The sequence below is a fragment of the Rhizobium sp. C104 genome (assembly GCF_022354505.1).
GTDB lineage: Bacteria > Pseudomonadota > Alphaproteobacteria > Rhizobiales > Rhizobiaceae > Rhizobium > Rhizobium redzepovicii.
The window spans coordinates 1,705,497-1,729,269 of sequence record NZ_CP092348.1 but is presented as its reverse complement, the minus strand read 5'-3'; the positions used below and the strand labels follow the sequence as shown (position 1 = coordinate 1,729,269).

The 23,773-nt window shown below is 62.4% G+C and carries 18 protein-coding genes and 3 pseudogenes; 7 read left to right on the top strand and 14 right to left on the bottom strand.

Annotation, left to right across the window (positions count from 1 at the left end; all coding sequences use genetic code 11):
- Positions 1-9 precede the first annotated feature (9 nt).
- Positions 10-747, bottom strand: a complete 738-nt coding sequence (locus tag MF410_RS09695; RefSeq protein ID WP_239620341.1) for an alanyl-tRNA editing protein — start codon at positions 745-747, stop codon at positions 10-12.
- A gap of 6 nt (positions 748-753) precedes the next feature.
- Positions 754-1,791 carry a cysteine synthase A gene (locus MF410_RS09690; RefSeq protein WP_097625244.1) on the bottom strand — a complete coding sequence of 346 codons (1,038 nt, stop codon included), beginning with the start codon at positions 1,789-1,791 and terminating at the stop codon, positions 754-756.
- A gap of 226 nt (positions 1,792-2,017) precedes the next feature.
- Between MF410_RS09690 and MF410_RS09685 the strand changes: the two are divergent.
- Both MF410_RS09685 and MF410_RS09680 read left to right on the top strand, forming a co-directional pair.
- Positions 2,018-2,678: pseudogene (locus MF410_RS09685) on the top strand (ChrR family anti-sigma-E factor).
- Between the two features lie 99 nt (positions 2,679-2,777).
- Entirely contained in the window at positions 2,778-3,611 is an 834-nt protein-coding gene (locus MF410_RS09680) for an SDR family NAD(P)-dependent oxidoreductase (protein WP_097625246.1), read from the top strand.
- Here the strand turns inward: MF410_RS09680 and MF410_RS09675 are convergent, their stop codons facing one another.
- From MF410_RS09675 to MF410_RS09655, 5 genes are all read right to left on the bottom strand, one after another.
- On the bottom strand, positions 3,612-4,871 hold the full coding sequence (locus tag MF410_RS09675; protein WP_003587031.1) for a cyclopropane-fatty-acyl-phospholipid synthase family protein: 1,260 nt from the start codon (positions 4,869-4,871) through the stop codon (positions 3,612-3,614). It lies immediately after the preceding gene.
- 198 nt (positions 4,872-5,069) lie between these two features.
- The gene (locus tag MF410_RS09670; RefSeq protein ID WP_097625247.1) at positions 5,070-5,921 is read right to left on the bottom strand and encodes a DUF1365 domain-containing protein; all 852 of its coding nucleotides are present in this window, start codon (positions 5,919-5,921) and stop codon (positions 5,070-5,072) included.
- On the bottom strand, positions 5,918-7,249 hold the full coding sequence (locus MF410_RS09665) for an FAD-dependent oxidoreductase (protein ID WP_097625248.1): 1,332 nt from the start codon (positions 7,247-7,249) through the stop codon (positions 5,918-5,920). Before MF410_RS09665 ends, MF410_RS09670 begins: the two co-directional genes overlap by 4 nt.
- Positions 7,246-8,697, bottom strand: coding sequence for a deoxyribodipyrimidine photo-lyase (locus tag MF410_RS09660; RefSeq protein WP_097625457.1), 1,452 nt, complete (start codon positions 8,695-8,697; stop codon positions 7,246-7,248). Before MF410_RS09660 ends, MF410_RS09665 begins: the two co-directional genes overlap by 4 nt.
- Positions 8,698-8,880: 183 nt before the next feature.
- On the bottom strand, positions 8,881-9,207 hold the full coding sequence (locus tag MF410_RS09655; RefSeq protein WP_097625249.1) for a hypothetical protein: 327 nt from the start codon (positions 9,205-9,207) through the stop codon (positions 8,881-8,883).
- 198 nt (positions 9,208-9,405) lie between these two features.
- Between MF410_RS09655 and MF410_RS09650 the strand changes: the two genes are divergently transcribed.
- Positions 9,406-9,720 (top strand): hypothetical protein, encoded by a 315-nt coding sequence (locus tag MF410_RS09650; protein WP_097625250.1) that lies wholly within the window; start codon positions 9,406-9,408, stop codon positions 9,718-9,720.
- A 55-nt stretch (positions 9,721-9,775) separates the two neighbouring features.
- Here MF410_RS09650 and MF410_RS09645 read toward each other — a convergent pair whose 3' ends face one another.
- Positions 9,776-10,255 carry an Lrp/AsnC family transcriptional regulator gene (locus MF410_RS09645; protein WP_097625251.1) on the bottom strand — a complete coding sequence of 160 codons (480 nt, stop codon included), beginning with the start codon at positions 10,253-10,255 and terminating at the stop codon, positions 9,776-9,778.
- Between the two features lie 138 nt (positions 10,256-10,393).
- Between MF410_RS09645 and MF410_RS09640 the strand changes: the two genes are divergently transcribed.
- Both MF410_RS09640 and MF410_RS09635 read left to right on the top strand, forming a co-directional pair.
- Positions 10,394-10,813: a DUF2000 domain-containing protein gene (locus tag MF410_RS09640; RefSeq protein ID WP_097625252.1), complete on the top strand. Its 420-nt coding sequence runs from the start codon at positions 10,394-10,396 to the stop codon at positions 10,811-10,813.
- A gap of 131 nt (positions 10,814-10,944) precedes the next feature.
- On the top strand, positions 10,945-11,622 hold the full coding sequence (locus MF410_RS09635) for an HAD family hydrolase (RefSeq protein WP_097625253.1): 678 nt from the start codon (positions 10,945-10,947) through the stop codon (positions 11,620-11,622).
- Between the two features lie 22 nt (positions 11,623-11,644).
- On the opposite strand, the pseudogene MF410_RS09630 reads toward MF410_RS09635, so the two are convergent.
- From MF410_RS09630 to MF410_RS09605, 6 genes and pseudogenes are all read right to left on the bottom strand, one after another.
- Positions 11,645-14,301 (bottom strand): annotated as a pseudogene (locus tag MF410_RS09630) (nitrate reductase).
- The gene (gene nirD, locus MF410_RS09625; RefSeq protein WP_097625255.1) at positions 14,301-14,636 is read right to left on the bottom strand and encodes a nitrite reductase small subunit NirD; all 336 of its coding nucleotides are present in this window, start codon (positions 14,634-14,636) and stop codon (positions 14,301-14,303) included. The pseudogene MF410_RS09630 and the gene nirD overlap by 1 nt, the downstream one beginning before the upstream one ends.
- Positions 14,637-14,640: 4 nt before the next feature.
- Positions 14,641-17,091, bottom strand: a complete 2,451-nt coding sequence (nirB, locus tag MF410_RS09620) for a nitrite reductase large subunit NirB (RefSeq protein WP_239620338.1) — start codon at positions 17,089-17,091, stop codon at positions 14,641-14,643.
- A gap of 17 nt (positions 17,092-17,108) precedes the next feature.
- Positions 17,109-18,350 (bottom strand): nitrate/nitrite transporter, encoded by a 1,242-nt coding sequence (locus MF410_RS09615; RefSeq protein ID WP_097625257.1) that lies wholly within the window; start codon positions 18,348-18,350, stop codon positions 17,109-17,111.
- 395 nt (positions 18,351-18,745) lie between these two features.
- Positions 18,746-20,029 carry a CmpA/NrtA family ABC transporter substrate-binding protein gene (locus MF410_RS09610; RefSeq protein WP_179867101.1) on the bottom strand — a complete coding sequence of 428 codons (1,284 nt, stop codon included), beginning with the start codon at positions 20,027-20,029 and terminating at the stop codon, positions 18,746-18,748.
- A gap of 34 nt (positions 20,030-20,063) precedes the next feature.
- On the bottom strand, positions 20,064-20,651 hold the full coding sequence (locus tag MF410_RS09605; protein ID WP_037073146.1) for an ANTAR domain-containing response regulator: 588 nt from the start codon (positions 20,649-20,651) through the stop codon (positions 20,064-20,066).
- A 261-nt stretch (positions 20,652-20,912) separates the two neighbouring features.
- Between MF410_RS09605 and MF410_RS09600 the strand changes: the two are divergent.
- Positions 20,913-22,738 (top strand): annotated as a pseudogene (locus MF410_RS09600) (TRAP transporter large permease subunit).
- A 14-nt stretch (positions 22,739-22,752) separates the two neighbouring features.
- Positions 22,753-23,751 carry a TRAP transporter substrate-binding protein gene (locus MF410_RS09595; RefSeq protein WP_097625260.1) on the top strand — a complete coding sequence of 333 codons (999 nt, stop codon included), beginning with the start codon at positions 22,753-22,755 and terminating at the stop codon, positions 23,749-23,751.
- Positions 23,752-23,773 lie beyond the last annotated feature (22 nt).

The following is a 23,773-nucleotide window of genomic DNA, read 5'->3' as shown; positions in this document are numbered from 1 at the left end:
CCTTGATGGTCAGGCTTCGTCGCCGGGCGTGCCGAATCGGATGCGGAAGCGCCGATTTTCTTTGCCCTTCTTTTCGATCTTGGCGATATGGATCTGGCCGACTTCCTGTGTTTCCGAAACATGTGTGCCGCCGCAGGGCTGGCTGTCAATCGAGGAGTTCTCGCCGATGCAGACGAGGCTGACGCGCCCGAGCCCGATCGGCGGGCGCACATTCTTCGATTTGACGATGTCGGGAGTGGCTGCAAGCTCCTCGTCGGTAATCCATTGCAGATAGACCGGATGGTTCTCGCCGACCAGTTCCATCAGCTTGGCCGTCACTTCGTCCTTGTCGATCGTCTCGGCCATGTCGAAGTCGACACGGCTTTCCTCCTCGCCGACGGCAGCGCCGGTGATCGGATACGAGCAGACGACGGACAGCAGATGGCAGGCCGTGTGCATGCGCATCAGCCTGTAACGGCGCTGCCAGTCGACGTGCAGCGCCAGCGTCTCGCCAACCAGAGGCCTCGGCTCGTTTTCGAGCGGCACGTGGATGACGATGTCCTTGCTCGGGCCGTGCTTCGTCTGGCCCAACACGATCTTGGTGCCGTCGGCGCGTTCAAGCTCGCCCGTATCACCCGGCTGGCCGCCTGATGTCGCATAGAAGCAGGTCTGGTCGAGTTCGATGCCCCCGTCTTCGTGGACGGCGGTGACGACCGCCTCGCATGTCGAGAGATAGAAGTCGTCACGATAGAGGGCATTGACGGGCATGGGGTCTCACGCGGGCTCGTAGGGAACGTTTATATCGGGCGAGTTGGCCATCCAGCCCGGAACGGGCAGTCCCTTCGAGGTCAGGAAATCCGGATTGAAGAGCTTCGACTGGTAGCGGTTGCCGTAGTCGCAGAGGATCGTCACCACCGTGTGGCCGGGTCCGAGATCCCGGGCGAGCTTGACCGCGCCGGCAATGTTGATCGCCGTCGAGCCACCGAGGCACAGGCCTTCGTTTTCGACGAGGTCGAAGAGATAGGGCAGCGCTTCGGCATCGGAGACCCGATAAGAGAAATCAGGCGTGAAGCCTTCGAGATTGGCGGTGATGCGGCCCTGGCCGATGCCCTCGGTGATCGAAGAGCCCTCGGATTTCAGCGCACCGTTCTGATAGAACTCATAAAGAGCAGCGCCGTCGGGATCGGCAATGCCGATCTTGACGTCCGCATTGAAAGCCTTGAGGCCGGCAGCGACGCCGGCCAGCGTGCCGCCGGAACCAACGGAGCAGATGAAGCCGTCGACCTTGCCGTCGGTATCGTTCCAGATTTCCCGAGCGGTGGTTTCGATATGCGCCTGGCGGTTGGCGACATTGTCGAATTGGTTCGCCCAGATCGCCCCGTTCGGCTCTGTTTTCGCCAGCTGCTCGGCGAGCCGCCCCGAGACCTTCACGTAGTTGTTCGGGTTCTTGTAGGGAACGGCGGGCACTTCGACGAGTTCAGCGCCGAGCAGTTTCAGCGCATCCTTCTTTTCCTGGCTCTGCGTTTCCGGAATGACGATGACGGTGCGGTAGCCGAGCGCCTTGGCGACCAGCGTCAGCCCGATGCCGGTATTGCCGGCCGTGCCTTCGACGATGAGGCCGCCGGGCCGAAGCAACCCTTTCCGTTCCGCGTCGCGGATGATGTAGAGCGCGGCACGATCCTTCACTGACTGGCCGGGGTTCAGGAACTCCGCCTTGCCGAGAATGGTGCAGCCGGTCGCCACCGACGCGCCCTTGAGTTTGATCAGGGGCGTATTGCCGATGGCTTCGAGGACGGAAGGGTGGAAGGTCATGGAATCTGCCTCTATTCGAACTCTTACTTTAGGAACGGTCTTTTCCCTTCACAAGGCTGCGTTGGCAAGAAATGCTATTCCACGCCCCTGTCGGGCACGATAAAATTTGGCCTTCCTCCCCCGAAATGATGAATGGCCCGCAATCCCGCCATGCGTGGGGTGATCCGAAGATTGACTTTCCCCGTACGGATGACGACAAAGCGAAAACGGAGCGCGGCAACAGGGCGTGACCGAAACCGGTATGATTCACGAGCAGATCGACACGATCGATGCATTGATGGCGCATTATGTCGCCGGTTCCTTGCCCGAGCCGGCGCGGGTGCTGGTACGATCCCATCTCGAAATGAAGCCCGACAATCACAGCCTGGTGGACAGCCTCGAATTGCTGGCTGGGGAGGCGCTGGAAAGCGCTGGTGAAACCGCCATTGCCGACCGCGACCGGCAGCTTCAGGCAATCTTTTCCTCTGCCGCTCCGGTCGCAGCGCAGCAGGCGGCCAAACGGCCGGAAAATGCGCTCTTTCCACAAGCGCTGCGCGATTTCGTCGGCTTCGAGGTCGAGGACGTGCCGTGGCGCAAGCGGTTGCCGGGTTTCAAGGAATATTCCCTCGAATTCGACGGCTGCGAGGTCAACCTGATGTGGATCCGCCCGGGCCGCGCTTTGCCGGCGCACACCCACAAAGGCATGGAACTGATCCTCATCCTCAGACGGCGCCTTCAACGATGAACGCGGCCGTTTCGGCCCCGGCGACATCTCCATTGCCGACGAGACGGTCGACCATCGGCCGGTCGCCGAAAAGGATAGGCCCTGCATCGCCTTTGCCGTTTCGGACGGGCCGGTGAAGCTCACCGGATCCCTTCGTCAGATGATCGGCGACCTGATCGGCTGAAAGCAGCCACAATGGTGTGATAGAGCCGTAAATCCGGGAAGAGAAGGGAACTTTCCGGACCTGTTTTCGGTTGGTCAGGCAGAACCGGAGGAACATGTCATGCGTGATTTCACCGCCCGTCCCGAAGATGGACTCGTCTGGATCTCGGGTGCGAGTTCCGGCATCGGCCGCGCGCTTGCACTGAAGCTTGCCGACGAAGGATACAAGGTCGCCGTCACCGCCCGAAGCCATGAAAAGCTGGTCGAACTGCAGGCCGAGGCCAGCGGCCTTGCGGGCAGCATCGTCGTTCTCGATGGCGACGTCACCGATGCCGAGGACATGGAGCATATCATGGCCTCCATCGAATATGAGCACGGCACGCTCGGCATGGCGATCCTCAATGCCGGCGTCTATCTGCCTGTTCATGCTGAGGACCTGAACCGCGCCGATTTCGAAAAGAGCTTCGCCGTCAATCTCTCCGGCGTCGTCAACTGTCTGTTGCCGGCAGTCCGCCATATGAAGGCGAAAGGGCAGGGACAGATCGCCATCGTCTCCTCCGTCACCGGCTATGGCGGCCTGCCGACGGGCGCTGCCTACGGTGCCACCAAAGCGGCGCTGATCAATATGGCCGAAAGCCTGAAATTCGATCTCGACAAGATGGGCATCCGCATCCAGCTCATCTGCCCGGGCTTCGTCGACACACCGGCGACGCGGAAGAACGCCTTTCCCATGCCGTCCCTGGTGTCGACCGACGAAGCCGCCCGGCAGATTGCCGCCGGGCTGAAATCGCAGGCCTTCGAGATCTCCTTCCCCAGGCGCTTCACCATGATGCTGAAGCTTGCGCGCATGCTTCCCTACAGCGTCTATTTCATGCTGGTGAACCGCGTGACCGGCTGGCGCGAGCGGCCGTCATCGGCTGGTCACCATCCGGCGACACCGCATCCGGCGGAATGATCAGCTGCGCGAGAACACCACTTGGCGCACATCGATATTGCGGGCGCGGAAGCCGGCCTCGCAATAGAACAGATAGAATTCCCAGAGCCGCTTGAAACGCTCGTCGAAGCCCATCGGGCGGATGCGCTCCCAGACCGACCAGAAGCGTTCGCGCCATTCGGCAAGCGTGCGGGCATAGTCGAGCCCGAAGCCGAAGTCCCTGACCAGTGACAAGTCGACCTTGCCGGCAAGTTCCGCCAGATGGTTGCGCGTCGGCAGCATGCCGCCGGGAAAGACATATTTCTGTATGAAGTCGGGGTTGCTGCGATACTGGTCGAAGGCCTCCGGCCGGATCGTGATGATCTGCAGGCCGGCCTTGCCGCCCGGCTTCAGACATTGCCGGAGCTTGGAGAAATAGGACGGCCAGTATTTCTCGCCGACCGCTTCGAACATCTCGATCGAGACGATCCGGTCGTAAAGCCCGGTCTCGTCGCGGTAATCCTGGAAACGGAATTCGACACGGTCGCCGAGACCGGCCTTGCGGATGCGCTCCTCGGCAAAGGCCAACTGCTCGCGGCTGATCGTCAGCCCGGTCACCTTGCAGTTCAGTTCGCCTGCTGCAAATTCGGCAAACCCGCCCCAGCCGCAGCCGATCTCCAGCACGTGATCGCCGGGCCTGATGCCGGTCGCCTCGGCAAGCGCGCGGTATTTGGCATTCTGCGCCGATTGCAGGTCGTTGGCCCCTGTCGAATAGAGCGCGGAGGAATAGGTCATGCTCGGATCGAGCCACTGCCTGTAGAAATCGTTGCCGAGATCGTAATGGGCGGAAATGTTACGCTTCGATCCCGTCTTGGTATTGGTGTTCATCCAATGGCGGACGCGCTCGACGAGGCGGCCAATGCCGCCCTTGCCATTGGCATAGCTGTAGACGGCTTCGCCGTTGACGAGGAAAAGTTCGAGGAAGGCGGCGATGTCGGGGCTGTCCCAGTCGCCGTCCATATAGGTTTCGGCAACCCCGATCGTGCCACTCGTCAGGGCCCGATAGGCAAGGTTCCAGTTGTTGAGGCTGAGAGCCGCCTTCGGCCCGGCCTGCTTGCCCTCGATCAGCAGCCTGCGGCCGTCGGGCAGGGTGACTGCAAGCGAGCCGTGCTGCATGCGCAGAAGTCCGCGCAGCGCCAGCTTCGCCTTGAACGGCAGCCCCTTCACCAGACGGGATATATTTTCGGCCGTCAGCGTCACCGCGTCACGGGCCAGTACATTCCAATCCTGCGCCTTGCTCATCTTTCCTCCTCCAGCATTTTCTTGCCGGTTAGGGACGACGATACATCCGTGACGATGTTCGGGCGGCCTCCGGCCATTATTCGGCAAGGCTACTGCATAATTTCCTCAATCGGAAATCGAATTAAGGAAAAATTATGCAGCCGTTCAAAGCGCTGCAGCGCTTTTGCGCGTCGTGTCGGAACGCCCGGCGCTGCAAGGTCATTCCGCGGTGTCCGCAAGCGGCCGGGGCCGGTGAATGCTGACGGCAGGCGGAGGCGCCGGACGGCTGATATAACGCGCGCCCTTCAGCCACAGTTTCAGCGCTTCCCAATGGATGCCGGCCACGATCTTGAAGGGGAGGAAAGGGATGAGCGCCGTCAGCCGAAGCAGCGCGGCGCTTGTCAACTGCAGCCGCCGTCCTGAGAATGTCGCCGCAAGCAGCGGCCCTTCGCCGTCGGTTTCGAGGATGCGCCAGCGGATTTCCGCGCCAGGCGGCAGCATGCGGAAGTGATAGCGCGCCGCTATGCCGATGAAGGGCGAGACGTGGAAGAGCTTGTCGCAGCTCTGACGGAGCCCGCCGTCCGACATTTCACCATCACTGAGGGGACAGACGTAACTGTGTCGCTCGCCGAAAGTGTTGCGCACCTCGTAGATCATCGCGACGAGGGCGCCGCCGCCATCATAGGCGTGATAGACGGAGATCGGGTTGAAGACATAGCCGAGAATGCGGGGATAGCAGACAAGCAATATCCTTGCCGCGCGATCGAGCCCGGCCTCAGCGAGCAGCCGGTCGGCATAGGCGCGCAGCGGCGTGTTCGCCGTGTCGGCATGGTCATTTTCATGAAACGAGACGAGATTGCGACCGTTGACGGAAAACAGCGCCGACAGCCGATCGGCTGCTTCAAGCCGATCGAGATCGACGAGCAGGGAGAAGACGCGGTAGCGGAAACGATGACCGAAGGGTTTCAGGCGTTGATGCATGATGTCGCCGACATAGAGCGCGGCCGCCGCATCCGGCGCAGCGCCGTTGCCGCTCATGCTGACGCCGCGCTTTTTGCCTCGTCCGCTCATGCCGCTGCATCCGGTTGCGGTTGCCGGCTTCGCGCCGTTCGCCAGGGAATGATGCCACCCAGCGCCTCGGCTGCCGCCAGGCCGGAAACCAGGCCATCCTCATGAAATCCATATCCCATCCAGGCGCCGGCGAAATGGCAATGGTTCTCACCCTGGATGGCGGCGAGCGCCCGCTGCGCCGCCATGGCATCAGCCGAAAATTGCGGATGCTCATAGGTGAATTCCGCAAATACCATGCGGGGATCCGGCTCGCGGTCGGGATTGAGCGTGACGAACAACGGCAAACCATCGTCGATGCCCTGCAGCCGGTTCATCCAATAGGTGACGGCGACACCCGCCTTGCCATCCTCCCGGCTGGAGCGCAGATAGTTCCACGAGGCCCAGACCTTGCGCCGCTGCGGCATCAGCCTTTGGTCGCGGTGCAGGACGACGCGGTTCGGCTGGTAGGGAATGGCGGCAAGCAGCAGCCGTTCCCGGTCGGTGGCATCGATGAGCAGGCGTGCCGTCTGATCGCTGTGGCAGGCAAGGATCACCTTGTCGAAGGCACGCTGGCTGCCGGTCTCGTCGATAAGCGTGACGCCGTTCTCCGAACGGATCACCCCGCGTATGCCGCAGGACAGTTTCACCCGTCCGCCGAGCGGCTGCAGCAGCCGGTCGAGATAGCTGCGGCTGCCGCCGGTCACCGTCCGCCATTGGTGCTGGCGGTGATAGATCAGCCGGTGATTGTCGAAGAAATTGACGAAATATTCGGCCGGGAACTGCAGCATGCGGGCCGACGGTGTCGACCAGATCGCCGCCGCCATCGGCACGAGATAATTGTTGGTAAAGCCGGGCGAGAAGCCGCGCCAGTCGAGATAATTGCCGATCGAGCGCGAGGCGAGGTGACCGGCGGCCCGGTCTTCGAGGCAGGTGCGGTTGAAGCGCAGGATCTCGCGGATCATCCACAGGAACGACGGCCGCAGCAGGTTGCGCTTCTGCGCGAAGATCGAGGACAGCCCGCCGCCGCTCCATTCCAGCCTGCCGCGGTCGAGCGAGAGCGAAAAACTCATGTCGCTTGCATGGGTGGCGATGCCGAGTTCGGCAAAGAGGGCCGTCAGGTTCGGATAATTCGGTTCGTTATAGACGATGAAGCCGGTATCGACCGCAATCCGAACACCGTCATAATCGACGTCGACCGTCGCCGTATGGCCGCCCGCCCGCGCCTGGCTCTCGTAGAGCGTTACGTCGTGCACGGGGTCGAGCGCCCAGGCCGCCGAGGCGCCGGAGATGCCGGAGCCGATGACGGCGATCTTCAGCCGGCGCGAGGCGGGGCGGAAATGCGCGTTCATGCGGCGTCCTTTGTGGCTTTGTAAGCGGCGAGCGCTCGGTCGCGGGCGCTGGCATGGTCGACGATCGGTTTCGGATAGGTCTGCCCGAGGATGATGCCGGCCTCGTCGAGCGCGCTCTTCGGCGCCTCGAACGGCCGGTGAATGTATTTTACCCCGAGCCGTTGAAGTTCCGGCACATGAGCTCTGACATAGTCGCCGTCGGGATCGAAAGTCTCGCCCTGCAGCATCGGATTGAAGATGCGGAAGAAGGGTGAAGCGTCGGCTCCCGAGCCCGCCACCCATTGCCAGCTTGCCGCGTTGTTGGCGGGATCGGCATCGACCAGCGTATCGCGGAACCAGGCCTCGCCGTCGCGCCAGTCGATCATCAGATCCTTGATGAGAAAGGAGGCGACGATCATGCGCACCCGATTGTGCATCCAGCCGTGACGCCAGAGCTGGCGCATGCCGGCATCGACGATCGGGTAGCCGGTCATGCCACGGCGCCACGCCTCGAAATCGCCGTCGTCGTAGCGCCATTTGAAGCCGTCGAAACGATCGTTCCAGTTCTCCGAGGCAAGACGCGGGAAATGGAAAAGCAGGTGGTAGGAGAATTCCCGCCAGGCGATCTCCTTGCGGAAATGCACGATGTCGGCCGCCGGCACCCGGTTCGACAGACCGCGCGTAGCATCCCAGATGCGGGCAGGGGAGATTTCGCCGAGCGCCAGATGCGGCGACAGCATCGAGGTCGCCGGTTTCGCAGGATAGTCGCGGTTTTCCTTGTAGCCCTTGAGTTCTTCCTCGACGAAGGCGCTGAGCCTCTCTCTTGCGCCTTGCTCGCCCGGCGTCCAGAGATCGGTAAAGTCCTTCGCCCAGTCCGGCTTTGTCGGCAGCAGTTTCCAGCTCTTCAATGTTTCCGATGCCGGACGCTGCGATGCCAGCCGCAGCTTCGCCGGCGCCTCTAGCGGCGGCTCGGCTTCGCCCGCACCCTCCAGCGCGCGCCAGAACGGCGTATAGACCCGATAGGGCGTGCCACTGCCGGTCATCAGCCTGGACGGTTCGTGCAGCAGCTGGCCGCCGAAACTTCTCGCCTCGATCGCCTGTTTTTCCAATTCCTGCTTGATGTGGGTGTCGACCGAAATGCCCGAGGGATCGTATCGCCGGTTCCAGAAAACGGCTTTGGCACCGCTCTTTTTGATGACGGCGCGGAGCACCTCCAGCGCTTCTCCGCTGGCAAGCACCAGCCTGCCCTGCCGCTCGTGCAATGATCTATCAAGCGCTTCCAGCGAATGATGCAGCCACCAGGCCTGCGCAGCGCCGAGCGGACCCGTGCCGGCTGACGCCGGCTCGTTGATATAAAGGGGGATGATCGGTCGCCCGGAGAGATGGGCGGCATTCAGCGCCTGATTGTCGTCAAGGCGCAAATCCCTGCGAAACCATAAAATGACAGGTTTTATCGCGTCCTTTGCCAATGAAGCCATTCCCTGCTCTTGTCTTTGCACCCTGCTACGGATGTACGGAACGCTCGGATCAAAAGTTTCATCGGAGGGAAAGCTTTTCATCGTGGTGGCGACGACATGAAAAAGGCCGGCGTGAACCGGCCTTTTCCAAATGTGGCGCGCGTTCGCGCGACATGTAGGGAGCGAAAGTGCCTGTCAGTTGTCGTATTCGCGGCAGGCTTCGCTGATCGAGGCGCCGCTTTCGCCGCCGCGTGTATCGACGCCCGACCTCTGCTGCGGCATGCCGGCGCATTCCATCGTTTGCGGCTGGCCGATGCTCTGTGTTGTCATCGGATCAACCGGCGCGACGCGCACCGGATACATGCCGTTGTTACTGTTGGTGTAATCGGATGAATAGCTACCCGAACTCGGATCGGTCGAGCCGCCGTTGGTCGGCCCGATCGGATCGGGATTCGACTGGGCAAAGGCTGACGATGCCATGCCGATCGCAAGCAGCGAAGCGGCGATAAGGGATTTGTTCATGAGGATATCCTCCTTTGATTTTCATCTTGGATGACCCTGGGGTAACCGCCTGCCGGAATCATTGTTCCGAAAATTGCGAAAAATCTGCACGCAGGCCTTGCATGGTTACGCATAAACCTTAACGGCGGAAGCTGCTGGATCGCCTCTGCCACCTGCCTTAGTGCATGACGAAACGCCAATCCGCAGCATGAGGCCGCAATGTTCGTTTCCCCGCGCGAGGCCGCAGATCTCGGTCTGCAGATTGCCCTTGCACTCGCCCTGACGGCCAGTGGCATGGCAATCGCGTCCTCTGCCATGGGCCGCGAGAAGGCCGGCATATCAGCGATCGACGTCGGCCGCCCCTCGTTGTGGACTGCCATTCCGACGCGTATCGATCCGACGACACAGGCCTATCTGCGCGCCGACGCGCGGGCCGGGCCGGAACTTGCCGCCAGCGCCGAACAGCCCTGCCATGACCCGATTGGCCTGCGCCTCTCCTGCAATTTGATTGCCACCAGCAGCACAGCCTTTTAGAGCAATTCCAGCAAAACTGTGTAGCGGTTTTGGCGACGATCTCTGCGCTTCACCGCTAACGGCTGGCGCTCGATAGCTGCACGGGCAGGATCGTCGATGCCTTGATGTCCTTCAGCACGAACATCGTATGCATCTCCTTGATGCCGGGCAGGCGACGGATCACCGTCATGGCGAATTCGGCATAATTGTCGAGATCGGCAGCGACCACCTGCAGCAGGAAATCGGCCTCACCGGCAACGGAATAGCAGGCGATGACCGCCTCCAGTTCGCCGACCTCGCGCTCGAAGCGCTGGGCCTCGTCATGGGAATGCGTGTCGATCTGCACACGCACGAAGGCGAGGACGCCGAGGCCGACGGCGCGACGATCGACGAGAGCCTGATAGCTGCGGATGACACCGGCCTCTTCAAGCCGTTTTACTCTGCGCCAGCAGGGCGAGGTCGACATCCCCACGCGTTCCGCAAGTTCCTGGTTCGTCAGCCGTCCCTCGCTCTGGAGCGCCTTCAAAATTCGGATATCTCCCGGCTCGAATTCCATGATCGGTAAATCCTTTCTAGCTTCATCGATAGATAGGAAGATCCTACCAAAATCGCCCGGGTCGCGACAGGAATAGGCAGGATATTTCTATGCCTTACGATAGGTTGGGAAAACCGAACCAAGCGTGGAGAATGAGGGATGACGGGTGAGGATTGGCGTGTCGCAGTGATTGTCGAGCCGGCGCTGCCGACCGGCGAACTCGCCAATACAATCGCAGTGCTGTCGATCGGCCTCGGCGCTGCGGCGCCGGCGCTTGCCGGCGCGCAATTGACCGACCTGACCGGCCGGATATTTCATGTCAGTGCCAACAAGCCGGTCCCGGTGCTGCAGGCGGCGGCCGCCGATCTGAGATCGCTGTTGCACAAGGCGTTGCCGGCGCCCGATGGCGCACTGGTCGTGCCATTCCCGCGTTTTGCCCGCGCCCTGCATGTCTATGCCGATTATGAGGCTTCGATACCAGCGCGCGACCTCTCCTCGGAAATCATCGACGGCATCGGGCTCGCCGGCCCGACGAAGTGGATCCGTTCGCTGACTGGCTCGCTGAAGCTGCTGCGTTGATGCGTGCAGGCAGGGCTTGCCGCCTGGTATAGCTGACCTGTCCCGGCGAAAGCTTGCAAAAGGCGATGATTTGCCGCTTCATCGGGCGATAGCGACCACCGTCCGACTCTTTTCCTGAAGGATTCAGCCTTTTGTCCCAACCGATGCCCCGCGGCTTCGAGAAGCCTTATGCCGCCTTCCTGTTCGATATGGACGGCACCATCCTCAATTCCATCCGTGCTGCCGAACGTGTCTGGAGCGACTGGGCAAGGCGTCAGGGGCTCGATGTCGCCGACTTTCTGCCGAAGATGCATGGATCGCGCGGCGTCGACACGATCGCCCGGCTGAACCTGCCGGGCGTCGATCCCGAACATGAAGCCAGGCTGGTGACCGAGGCCGAGATCGCCGATGTCGGCGATGTCGTTGCCATTTCGGGTGCCGCGGCATTCCTGAGCTCGCTGCCGCCGGATCGCTGGGCGATCGTCACCTCTTCGCCCTTGCGTCTTGCCCACCGGCGGCTGGAGGCGGCGGGCCTGTCGCTGCCGAAATTCATGGTGACGGCTGAGGATGTGAAGGTCGGAAAACCCGATCCGCAATGTTATATTCTCGGCGCCGAACGCCTCGGCGTCAGCACCCAGGACTGCCTGGTGTTCGAGGATGTCGCCGCCGGCATTACTGCCGGCGAGGCGGCGGGCGCCGATGTCATGGTCGTCACGGCAACCCATCATGACAAGATGGAAACGCCGCACCCGACCTTCGCATCCTATGACGAGATCTCGGTCTGCATCTCAGCTGACCACAAGATGTTTATCGTGCCGAACGCGGCCTGACATCAGCCGCGTTTCCGGCCTCTCACTCCGCGGCGGCGGCAAGACAGCGATCGATGATCCTGCCGATTTCGCCGCGGCACGAGCCGCAATTGGTTCCGGCACTCGTTTCCTTGCCGACCGCCTCGACGCTGTGGCATCCGCCGCGCACGGCGGCGGCGATCTGGTTGACCCCGACGCTGAAGCAGGAGCAGACGGTGGCTCCCGGATCCGGCCTGCCGGCGCCGGGACGGCCTGCCACGAGTGCAAAACGTTTCCTCAGATCATCATGTGCGGCGGAGAGCTGCGAGATCGCCCAGTTGCGCGCCACGGCGACCGGCTCGCGAGCAAGGAACAATGCGGCGAGCAGCGTCTCGCCATCGAAGAAGGCGAGCCGGAGGTCGCCGGTTTGCCGGTCGGCATAACCCAGCGGTTCGATCTCATCAGGAATGGCGAAAACCGCCCGGCACCAGGCCGTCCAGTCTTCGACGGTCCGGTCGAAGGCAAGCTCCAGCCGCCAGCCGCCCTCGGCTTTCGCCAGCGCCCAATAGGCCGCGTCAGGTGTTACGGGTTTTGTCGCCGAGACGGCGAAACCGTAATGGCTGGCGGGGAAGGGCCGGACGGCGACAGCGACGTTCTTCGACGCCGGCTGGCCGGAAAAGGGATCGGTGATCGGCGCGACCACGGCGTCGATCCGCGCTTTTGCCGCGAACTGGTCGTTCCAGTGCATCGGCGCGAAAATGCCGCCGCGGGCCTGGCGATCGGTCACCAGCGCCCGGACGATCGCCTTGCCGTGGGGGCTGTCGATCTCGACGAGGCCGGCGCTCGATATGCCGGTCTCGATCGCGTCGCGCGGATGGATCTCGGCAAAGGGTTCGGCGATATGGGCGGACAGCCGGGCGCTCTTTCCGGTTCGCGTCATCGTGTGCCACTGGTCGCGGATGCGCCCGGTATTCAGCGTGAAGGGGAAGTCGGCATTGGTGCGATCCGTTGCCGGCGGTTCCACCGCGACGAAGCGCGCCTTGCCGTCGGCATGGTAGAAACCGCCATCGGCGAAGAAGCGGGTGATGCCGGGTTCTGTCCCTGCCGCCTGCGGCCACTGGAAGGGCGACAGCTCCTCGTAAGCGTTGCCCGAGATACCGGCGCGGGCGCCGATGTCGAAGTCGCGGCTGCCGTTGTTTTCGAAGGCGGACAGGGCGGCGTGTTCGGCGAAAATCTCGGCCGGTGCGTCGAAATCGAAGGCGGCGGCAAATCCCATGCGGCGTCCGACTTCCGCAAGCTGCCACCAGTCGGCCTTGGCATCACCGGGCATGTCGAGAAACGGCCGCTGTCTGGAAATGCGCCGTTCGGAATTGGTGACGGTGCCGTCCTTCTCGCCCCAGCCGAGCGAGGGCAGAAGCACCTGCGCGTGCCGGGCCGTATCCGTCTCTCTCAGAATGTCGGAGACGACGACGAAGGGACAGGCGGCGATCGCGCTTTCGACGCTATCGGCGTCCGGCATCGAGACAACAGGATTGGTGGCCATGATCCAGAGCGCCTTGATGCGCCCGTCGGCCACCGCGCGGAACATGTCGACCGCCTTCAGGCCGGGCTTGGCGGCGATTACTGGCGATTCCCAAAAACGCTGAACGCGGTCGCGGTCTTCAGGATTTTCGATCGCCATATGGGCGGCAAGCATGTTGGCGAGACCGCCGACTTCGCGCCCCCCATAGCGTTCGGCTGGCCGGTCAGCGAGAAGGGGCCCATGCCGGGGCGGCCGACGCGGCCGGTCGCCAGATGGCAGTTGAGGATGGCATTGACCTTGTCGGTGCCGGACGAGGATTGGTTGACGCCCTGGCTGTAGCAGGTCACAACCTTCGACGTCGTTTCGAAAAGGCGGAAGAATTCCCGGATCTGCATGGCCGGCAGGCCGGTTCGTTCCAGCAGATCGTTGATATCGAGTGCTGCGGCTGAAGCAAAGGCGCTGGCGAAGCCTTCCGTATGGGAGGCGATATAATTCTGGTCAATCGCAGGGCTTGTCGCGAGGTGGGCAAGCAGTCCCATGAACAGCGCGACATCGCCGTCCGGACGGATGGCCAGATGCAGGTCGGCGATATCGCACGTCATCGTCCGGCGCGGATCGATGACGACGATGCGCATGTTGGGCCGCGCCGCTTTTGCGGCGGCCAGCCGCTGGTAGATGACGGGATGACACCAGGCGAGGTTGGAGCCGGTGAGCACCACCAGATCCGCAAGTTCGATATCTTCATAGGTCCCAGGCACGGTATCGGCGCCGAAGGCGCGGCGATGCCCGGCCACGGATGAGGACATGCAGAGCCTGGAATTGGTGTCGATATTGGCCGAGCCGATGAAACCCTTCATCAGCTTGTTGGCGAGGTAGTAATCTTCGGTCAGCAACTGGCCGGAGACATAGAAGGCGACGGAATCGGGCCCGTATTCGGCGATCGTATCGGAAAAACGCCGGGCAACCAGATCGAGCGCCTCGTCCCAGCCGCTGCGCGCGCCTGCGATTTCGGGGTAAAGCAGCCGGCCGTCGAGATCGATGGTTTCGGCAAGCGCCGAACCCTTCGAGCACAGCCGGCCGAAATTCGACGGATGCTCGGGATCTCCTTTGACGGTGACGGCGCCGGCCTCGTCGACCGTGGCGATGACGCCGCAGCCGACGCCGCAATAGGGGCAGGTGGTCTTGACCTCAGCCGCCATTATTCAGCCGCCATCAACAGGCTTTCCAGCGCGATGAACAGGGCGCCGTCCTCATTGCGGACCGGTAGGGTCCGCACCTCGCCCTGGTCGGCGCCGAGCGCCTTGCCAGTTTCCAGAGAGATCACCCAATTGTGCAGCGGGCAGGTGACCGCCTTGGCATGCACGATGCCCTGGGAGAGCGGGCCGCCCTTGTGCGGGCAGTGATCCTCGATGGCGAAGACCTCGTTTTCGGCCGTGCGGAAGACGGCGATCTTGCCCTGCGGCGTCTTCACGCAGCGCGCGCCGCGCAGGGGAATATCGGAGATGTCACCGATTGCGATCCAGTTCATGTCCATCTCCTTATTCGGCTGCCTGCGGATAGCCGATCGTCGCCATCGGCTTGAATTCGTGCTTGTCCTTGCCGGAAACACGCTCCGACCAGGGATCGACCTGGGCAAATTTCTGGGAGAAGACAAAGCGGTCGTAATAGGCCTTGCGCTTTTCGGCATCGTCCATGATCTGGCGGCGGATTTCATCCAGGCCGATGCGTTTGGCCCATTTGTAGATGCGCTCGAGATAGCGGGCCTGCTCGCGGTACATCTGCGTCAGCGCCACGATATGCTCCAGCGCCTCGTCCTCGGTCTTCACCAGGCCGAGCACCTCGGTGCCCTTGATGTCGAGACCGGCTGCGCCAGCGAAATGGATCTCGAAACCGGAATCCACGCAGATCACGCCGATATCCTTGCAGGTTGCTTCGGCGCAATTGCGCGGGCAGCCGGACACGGCCATTTTCAGCTTGGCCGGCGTCCACGAGCCCCACATGAATTTCTCGATGCGGATGCCGAGACCGGTGAAGTCCTGGGTGCCGAAGCGACACCAGTCCGAACCGACGCAGGTCTTCACTGTACGCAGGCCCTTGGCATAGGCTTGGCCGGAGACGAAGCCGGCCTTGCCGAGATCGGCCCAGACGGCGGGCAGATCTTCCTTCTCGATGCCGAGCAGATCGATGCGCTGGCCGCCCGTGACCTTGACCATCGGAATCTCGAACTTGTCGACGACATCGGCGATGGCGCGCAGCTCGTTCGCATTGGTGACGCCGCCCCACATGCGGGGAACGACGGAATAGGTGCCGTCCTTCTGGATGTTGGCGTGGACGCGCTCGTTGATGAAGCGCGACTGGTAGTCGTCGGCATATTCGTCCGGCCAATCGCAGACGAGGTAATAATTGAGCGCCGGCCGACACTTGGCGCAGCCGCAGGAGGTCTTCCATTCCAGTTCCTGCATGACGGCAGGAATGCTCTTCAGGCCTTTCGCCTTGATCAGGCGGCGAACATCGTCATGGCCGAGTTCGGTGCAGGTGCACATCGGCTGCACGGCGGCCGGATTGTAGCCGTCGCCAAGCGTCAGCGCCATCAGTTGTTCGACGAGGCCGGTGCAGGAGCCGCAAGAGGCGGATGCCTTGGTATGAGCACGCACGTCGTCGAGCGACGTCAGCCCTTTGCTGGTGATCGTCGAGGTAATCTTGCCCTTGCATACGCCGTTGCAGCCACAAATCTCCGCGTCATCCGGCAAGGCTGCAACGGCCGCCATAGGGTCCAGCGGCGACCCTCCCTGATAGGCCTGACCGAAGATCAGCGTCTCGCGCATCTCCGAAATATCGGTCGCCTTCTTCTTCAGATCGTTGAACCAGGCGCCGTCGGCGGTCTCGCCGTAAAGCACGGTGCCGATAATCTTGTTGTCCTTCAGCACCAGGCGCTTGTAGACGCCGGCGCTGGCATCGCGCAGCACGATCTCCTCGCGGTCGTCACCATCGGCGAAATCACCGAGCGAATAGAGTTCGATGCCGGTGACCTTCAGCTTGGTCGGCGTGTCCGCATGCACGAAAGCCGGCGAATGGTCGTCCGAGAGATGTGCTGCGGCAATGCGGGCCATCTCGTAAAGCGGGGCGACGAGGCCGTAGACCATGCCGCCCACCTCGGCGCATTCGCCGAGCGCAAAGATATCGCCATCCGAAGTCTGCATGCCGGCATCGACGACGATGCCGCGATTGACCGCAAGGCCGGCGTCCTTCGCCAGGCCGACACTCGGACGAATGCCGACGGCCATGACGACGAGGGTTGCCGGGATGATGCGGCCGTCGTCGAGTTCGATGCCTTCGACCTTGCCATTGCCGATGATCGCCTTGGTATTGGCCTTGCAGATGACCTTGATGCCGCGTTCCTCGACCGCCTTCTGTAACAGATAGCCGGCGGCGGGATCGAGCTGGCGCTCCATCAGCGTCGGCATGACGTGCAGGACGGTGACGTCCATGCCGCGCTGGGCGAGGCCAGCTGCCGCTTCGAGGCCCAAAAGACCGCCGCCGATGACGACCGCCTTTTCGCGCGACTGGGCGGCAAGCAGCATGGCCTGCACGTCGTCGAGATCGCGATAGGTAATGACGCCGGGCAGATCCTTGCCGGGAACCGGGATGATGAAGGGCACGGAGCCGGTGGCGATCACCAGCTTGTCGTAGCTTTCGGTTACGCCGTGGTCAGAGGTGACCGTCTTGGCATCGCGGTCGATGTTGACGATCTTGTGGCCCTTGTAGAGCATGATGCCGTGCTTGATGTACCAGCCGTCACCGTGAATGATGATCTGCTCGTAGTCCTTTTCTCCCGAGAGAACCGGCGACAGCATGATGCGGTCGTAATTGACGCGCGGCTCGGCATTGAAGATCGTAACTTCATAGCGTCCGGGCGCCCGTTCGAGGAGGTGCTCCAGCATGCGCCCGGGCGCCATGCCATTGCCGATGATGACGAGTTTTTCTGTCATGTTTCCTAGTCCTTAGATCAGGTTGCAGCCACGGGCGCCGAGGCCCCCTGGCGCGACAATTGCTTGACGGACAGGTGCATCCAGACGAGCGAGATCGCGACGATTGCGAAGAGCAGCAGGAAGCAGCTGGACCAAAGGCCGGTCATGTCCTTGAGGAGGCCGAAGGCGATCGGAAGGATGAAGCCGCCGAGACCGCCCATCATCCCGACGATGCCGCCGACGGCGCCGACGCTTTCAGGGTAATAGGCCGGAATGTGCTTGTAGACGGCGGCCTTGCCGAGGCTCATGAAGAAGCCGAGCACGAAGATGACGACGATGAAGATAACAGGCGTGATGGTCGTAGCCGGCAGCGACAGGATGAGAGTGGCTACGGCCGAGACGGCCAACATCGCATACATCACGCTGCGCGCCCCCTTCTTGTCCGACAGCACGCCGCCGAAAGCGCGGAAGATGCTGCCCGGGATGGAGTAGGCGGCCGCAATCATGCCGGCAGTTTCCAGGTTGAAGCCGTAGACGCCGACCAGATAGCGCGGCAGCCACAAGGACAGGGCTACGAAGCCCCCGAAGGCGAAGAAATAGTAGAGCGAGAAACGCCAGACCTGGACGTTCTGCAGCGGCGCGAATTCCTGAGCGAGGCTCTTGGAGGCGACGCCGCGCTCGCGGCGAAGACGAAAGGCCGGATCATCTGACGTGGTGAACCAGAAGACGATGGCCATCAGCGCCAGACAGACGGCCCAGATCTCGGCAACCGCCTGCCAGCCCCAAGCGAGCAGCACGAAGGGAGCAGCGAATTTGGTCACAGCCGCGCCGACATTGCCGGCGCCGAAGATGCCGAGCGCCGTGCCCTGCTTTTCCGCCGGGAAGAAAGGCGAGACATAGGCAACGCCGACCGCGAAGGAGCCGCCGGCAAGCCCGACGCCGAGGCCGGCGATCAGCATCTGCGTATAAGTCTGGGCGTAGGAGAGCAGGAAGGTCGCCACCGCGGCGGCAAGCATGGTGAGGGTGTAAACGAGACGGCCGCCGTAACGTCCCGTCCAGATGCCGAGGACGATGCGCACAAGCGAACCGGTCAGAACAGGGGTGCCGATCAGCAATCCGAACTCCGCCTCGTTCAAGCCGAGGTCCTGTTTGATGCGGATGCCGATGATCGCAAAGATCGTCCAGACGGCGAAACAGAGCGTGAAGGCGACCGTGGAAATCCACAATGCTTTGGCTGGTTCGCCGGCGGACATGGGCTGCGCTTTCTCGATGACAGACATGGCTTCTCCGTAGCGCGACAAGGTCGTGCCGATCCATTGCTGGGGGGTTAAAAACAAAAAGCCGCTGGTCAGGCTGCGCATGCACGAGGCGCGCGAAATATCCTGATCAGCGGCTTTGCTGGTGGCGCCCGCCGTTGGACGCCGAATTCATGGTCTTCTCGGAGCGACTATTGCGCCCTCATACTGCGCTGATCGCCATTGATCTGTGCACCAGTATCCTTGCAAACTGCGTGCCAGTTTAGTGTTGTTTCTTTAAGTGACTGAATAGAAATGGAATTTCTAAAAACTGGTCGTCTGTACGTTTTTGCGGCTGCCAAAAAACGTGCAAATCTTTTGTGCGTTGCGGTGATGGTGGGCATCGAACATTGCTGGCGTTTTGTGCAGGTCGGCATGGATCAGGTCTCATCGCTGTGGGAGGCGAAGGGCAGGGCGCTTTTGACGGCAAAGCTCGCAACATAGTCCGGCAGTTCCGCCGGATCGAAGACGTGGCCGTCCATGAAGCAATCGCCTTCATCATTGCCCTCGATGCGGATGTCGGCGTCATCAGGTGCATTGGCGTCGCCGAGCGCTCTGCGATAGAGATCGGGACGGTAGGCGGAGGCGGCGGCCCGCGCCTTGTTGAGGCTGGTCTCGGCCTGTCCCCAGCGGATCATCTGGCTGTAGATCCACAGCGCATGGCTTGGTCTCGGGTAATTGGCGAAGCCGGAATGAAACTGGAAATAATCGGCGATAATGCGCCGGTTGCCCTTCGCATCGAGGTTGAATTCGCCGGCGAGAACGCGGCGAATGATGCCGACAGGGGCGGCGATATAGCGCGGATCGGCGAGGACCGCCGCCAACGCGTCGTGATTGTCCGGCATGTCGCACCAACGGGCTGCCGCGTCGAGCGCCACGATCAGCCGGGAAACGGTCTCCGGATGGCTCTCCGCCCAATCCGGCCGCATACCGATCACCTTCTCCGGGGCCGAGGGCCAGATGTCCTGTTTGGCGGCGACGATGCGGCCGACACCGCGCTCCGAGGCGACCATGTTCCACGGCGCGCCGACGCAGAAGCCATCTATCGCGCCGGCTGCCAGTGCGTCCGAGGTGAGCGGCGGCGGCACGACGACGAGCTTGACGTCCCTGTCGGGATCGATGCCGCCGGCCGCTAGCCAGTAGCGAAATTCGTAATTGTGGGAGGAGAAGGGATAGGTAACCCCGAACGTCGGCAGCGGCGCGCCGCGCGCCTTTATCGCCGCGATCGTTTGGGCCAGGGCATGGGCGTTATCCAGCGCGCTTGCCATCTCCGGCAATCGGGCGTCATCCCGCATCCTGTCGAAGAGCCGCGTCGACAGCGTGATCGCATTGCCACCGCGCCCAAGGGAAAACGGTGTGATCGTCGGCGAGGGATTGGAGCCGAGACCGAGCATGGAGGCGACCGGCATCGGCGACAGCATATGGGCGATGTCGAACTGGCGGAATGCTAGGCGGTCGCGCACATTCGCCCAGGAGACATCCTTGACGAGATCGAGCGTCAAGCCTTCCTTCTGCGCGAAGCCGAATTCCGCCGCCGCTATCAGTACCGATGCATCGACGAGCGGAATATAACCGGCCCGTAGCACCTTCGGCCCTTCACTGTTGACATGCGCGGGCGAGGGCAGCCCTCCGCTGGAACTGGCGGTGTTCGTCATCATATCCACTCCGGTTTCCTCCGGAAATTGAGGAGCCCCGCGATCACATCAAAAGTCCCGCGGCGGTGACAACGCTCTGGGCGATTTCCGACATCTTCTTCTTTTCGTTCATCGCCGTCTGGCGCAACAGGGCGAAGGCCTCTTCCTCGGACAGTCCGCGCATTTTCATCAAGATGCCCTTGGCGCGCTCGATAAGCTTGCGTTCCTCCAGCGCCGAGCGGGCATCGGCAAGCTCCCGCCGCAGCCGGCTAAAGGCATTAAAGCGGCTGACGGCCATGTCGAGGATAGGTTTGACGCGTTCCTTCTTCAATCCGTCGACGATATAGGCCGAGACGCCGGCATCGACCGCAGCCTCGATGGAGGCCGTGTCGGAGCGATCGACGAACATGGCGATCGGACGGCTGACTGTACGAGTCAGCTGGAACAGATGCTCCATCATATCGCGGTTGGGGTTCTCGATATCGATGATGATCACATCGGGCATCAGCGTTTCGATCGTTCGCGCGATGCCGTTGACCTCATGCACGACGGTGACGCGCGCATGCCCTGCCTCGCGCAGCCCTTCTTCAATGATGGAGGCGCGGATGGCATTTTCGTCGATCACCAGAATCGTCAGATCGAGATGCTTCATGATTATATTTATGACGCAGCGCAGCAATTTTGGCAAGGTTTGCGCCTCATAAATGTGCAGAAGCTATCGTGCTTAAAAATTGACCATACTGCCGCACTTTCAGGCGTCTCTACAGCGCGAGGCCGATATCGACAGCGAACTTTTCCAGCCCCATTGACGCTTGAGGAAGCGCTCCGTTTGGGCGAAAAGGCGTGGCGCTTTCGACCTCGATCTTTTCGAGTGTCGGCAGCGCCTGATCCTCGGGGCAGAAGGCAGGTTTTATTGGCCACCAGCGAATTTCATCCGATCCAACGGGCAAGGGATGACGGGCTTGCGGCGCGGGCACTGCGGGTAATTGAGGCCGTTCTCGGCGTTGCCGCAGCGCTCGTTCTCGCCGTGCTGCTCGTCATGGTGCTAGTCACTGTCTGCCTGCGCTATTTCTTCGGTACCGGCTTCATCGGCGCCGAGGATTTCGGCATCTGGCTGAATGTGGCGCTGGTCGCGCTCGGCGCGCCGCTCAGCCTCAATAGCGCCCTTGCCATGCGTCTCGACGTTTTCGTCAGGATGCTGCCGGAAGGCCTGCAGAAGCTGACGCGGATCGGCGCCGATGTCTTCACCGTGCTTTCGGCGCTGATCCTCGCTTTCGGCGGCCGCGAGATCATGACGATGCTTGGCGGCGTCTCGCCGACGCTCGGCCTGCCGGAATGGATCCGCTTCAGCTTCCTCGGTGCCGGCGGCGCGCTGATCCTCATCGTGCTGCTTCTGCAGCGAATCGCCGACCGCCGGGTCCTGCCGGTTGCTCTTTCGCTGGCCCTCGGCATCGCGCTCTATGCTGGCATCCCGCATATCTTGCTCGATCTCGACTGGCCGCCGAGCATCTTCCTCGGATTGATCGCGGCGATCGGCCTGGTACTTGCCGCACCGCTGCCGCACGCCTTTCTCGCCGCAGCCTATGCCGCCATCGCCTTCGGCAGCAGCCTGCCCGAGCCGGCGATCGTTTCTGCGACCGTCACCGGTATCTCGAAATTCCTGCTGCTCGCCATTCCTTTCTTCCTGCTCGCCGGCGGCCTGCTGACGGCATCAGGCGTCGCCAATCAGCTCGTGCGCTTTGCCGCCGCCATGGTCGGTCATCGCCGGGCCGGACTGGCGCAGACCACGCTTCTGACCAGCGTTCTCTTTTCCGGCGCTTCCGGTTCCTCGGTCGCAAATGCCGCCTTCGGCGCATCGACCTTCCAACCGGAATTGGTCAAGCACGGTTATCACCCGGCGCGGGCTGCGGCGATCATCGCCTCGACATCGGTTCTCGACAACATCATCCCGCCGTCGATTGCCTTTCTCATCCTCGCCTCGGCGACCAATCTTTCCGTCGGCGCACTGCTAGTCGGCGGCTTTTTCGCCGGCGGGCTGATGGCCATATGCCTGGCGGTCGCCATCCATCTGACCGTGCGTGAGCAGGTGCCCTTGCCGCGCGCAACCGCGAGGCAGCGCTGGCAATCGGCGGTCCAGGCGATCCCGGCCTTCGGGCTGGGTGTCATTGTCGTCGTCGGCATCCGCATCGGCATCGTCACGACGACGGAAGCGGCAGCGCTCGCCGCTTTCTATACGCTGCTGCTCGGCATCGGCGCCCGTCTCGGTATCCTCTCGCTCTATGCCATCTTCCGCCAGGCGGCGGTCGAAGCGGCGGCGATCGGTCTGCTGATCGGCACGGCCGGCCCTTTCGCCTTCCTGCTGGCGGTCGACGACGTGTCTTCGCTGATCGCCCATCTGACGACGGCGCTCGGCGGCAGCGCGCTGGCCGTCATTCTTTTGTCGAACGTCATTCTGCTCGCCGTCGGTCTCGTTCTCGACATCGGGGCCGCGATCCTGCTCTTCGGTCCGATCCTGCTGCCGGCAGCGATCGCCGCCGGCATCGATCCCATCCAGTTCGGCGTCATCATCGTCGTCAACCTGATGATCCACGGGCTGACGCCGCCGCTCGGCATGCTGATCTTCGTCGTCAGCGGCGTCACCCGCATTCCCGCCTCGGAACTCTTCCGGGCGGTGGTTCCTATCTGCTCGCTCTCCTGGTCTCGCTCGCAATCCTCTGCGCCTGGGCCATCATCGTCTAACGAACGGACAATCCATGGACAATCTCAACCGACGCAATCTCCTGAAGTTCGCAGCGCTCGCCGGAACGGCGCTCGCAGCGCCCGCTTTCGTCCGCACGGCCGCCGCCCGCACGACGACGATCACGATCGCCTCGCTGCTCGGCGACGACAAGCCGGAAACCAAGATCTGGGTGAAAATCGGCGAGCTGGTCGAAGCCAGGCTTCCAGGCCAGTTCAAGTTCAATATCGTCAGGAACGGTGCGCTCGGCGGCGAGAAGGAAGTGGCCGAGGGCGTGCGCCTCGGTTCGATCCAGGCGAGCCTCTCGACGGCCTCGTCGCTTTCCGGCTGGGCACCGGAGCTGCAGATCCTCGATCTGCCCTTCCTCTTTCGCGATGCCGACCATGTCCGCAGGACCGTCGGCGGCGATGTCGGCGCCGATCTCAAACAGAAGCTGCAGGCGCAGAATTTCGTCGTCGGCGATTTCATCAATTACGGCGCGCGCCATCTCCTGACCAAGGAACCGGTGACCCGGCCCGAGCAGCTCAAAGGCAAGCGCATCCGTGTGATCCAGAGCCCGCTGCACACCAAGCTCTGGAGCGCATTCGGCACCACGCCGATCGGCATTCCGATCACCGAGACCTATAATGCGCTCGCAACCGGCGTCGCCGACGCGATGGACCTGACCAAATCGGCCTACTCAGGTTTCAAGCTCTATGAGGTCGTGCCCGATATGACCGAGACCGGCCATATCTGGGCATCAGGCGTCATCTATTATTCCTCTGCCTTCTGGGCCGGCCTCAACGGCGATCAGAAGGCGGTATTCGAGCAGGCCTCCAGCGAAGGGGCCGCTTACTTCAACCAACTGATCGTCGACGACGAGGCGAAGTCCGTCGAGACGGCGCTTGGCCATGGCGGAAAGCTGTTGAAGCCGGAAGCCTTGGAGGAATGGCAGAAGGGCGCGCAGGGTGTCTGGGCCGATTTCGCGCCTGTCGTCGGTGGCATCGACAGGATCAAAACCGTTCAGGCGGCCTGAAGCGGGGAAGGGCGGACCGCTG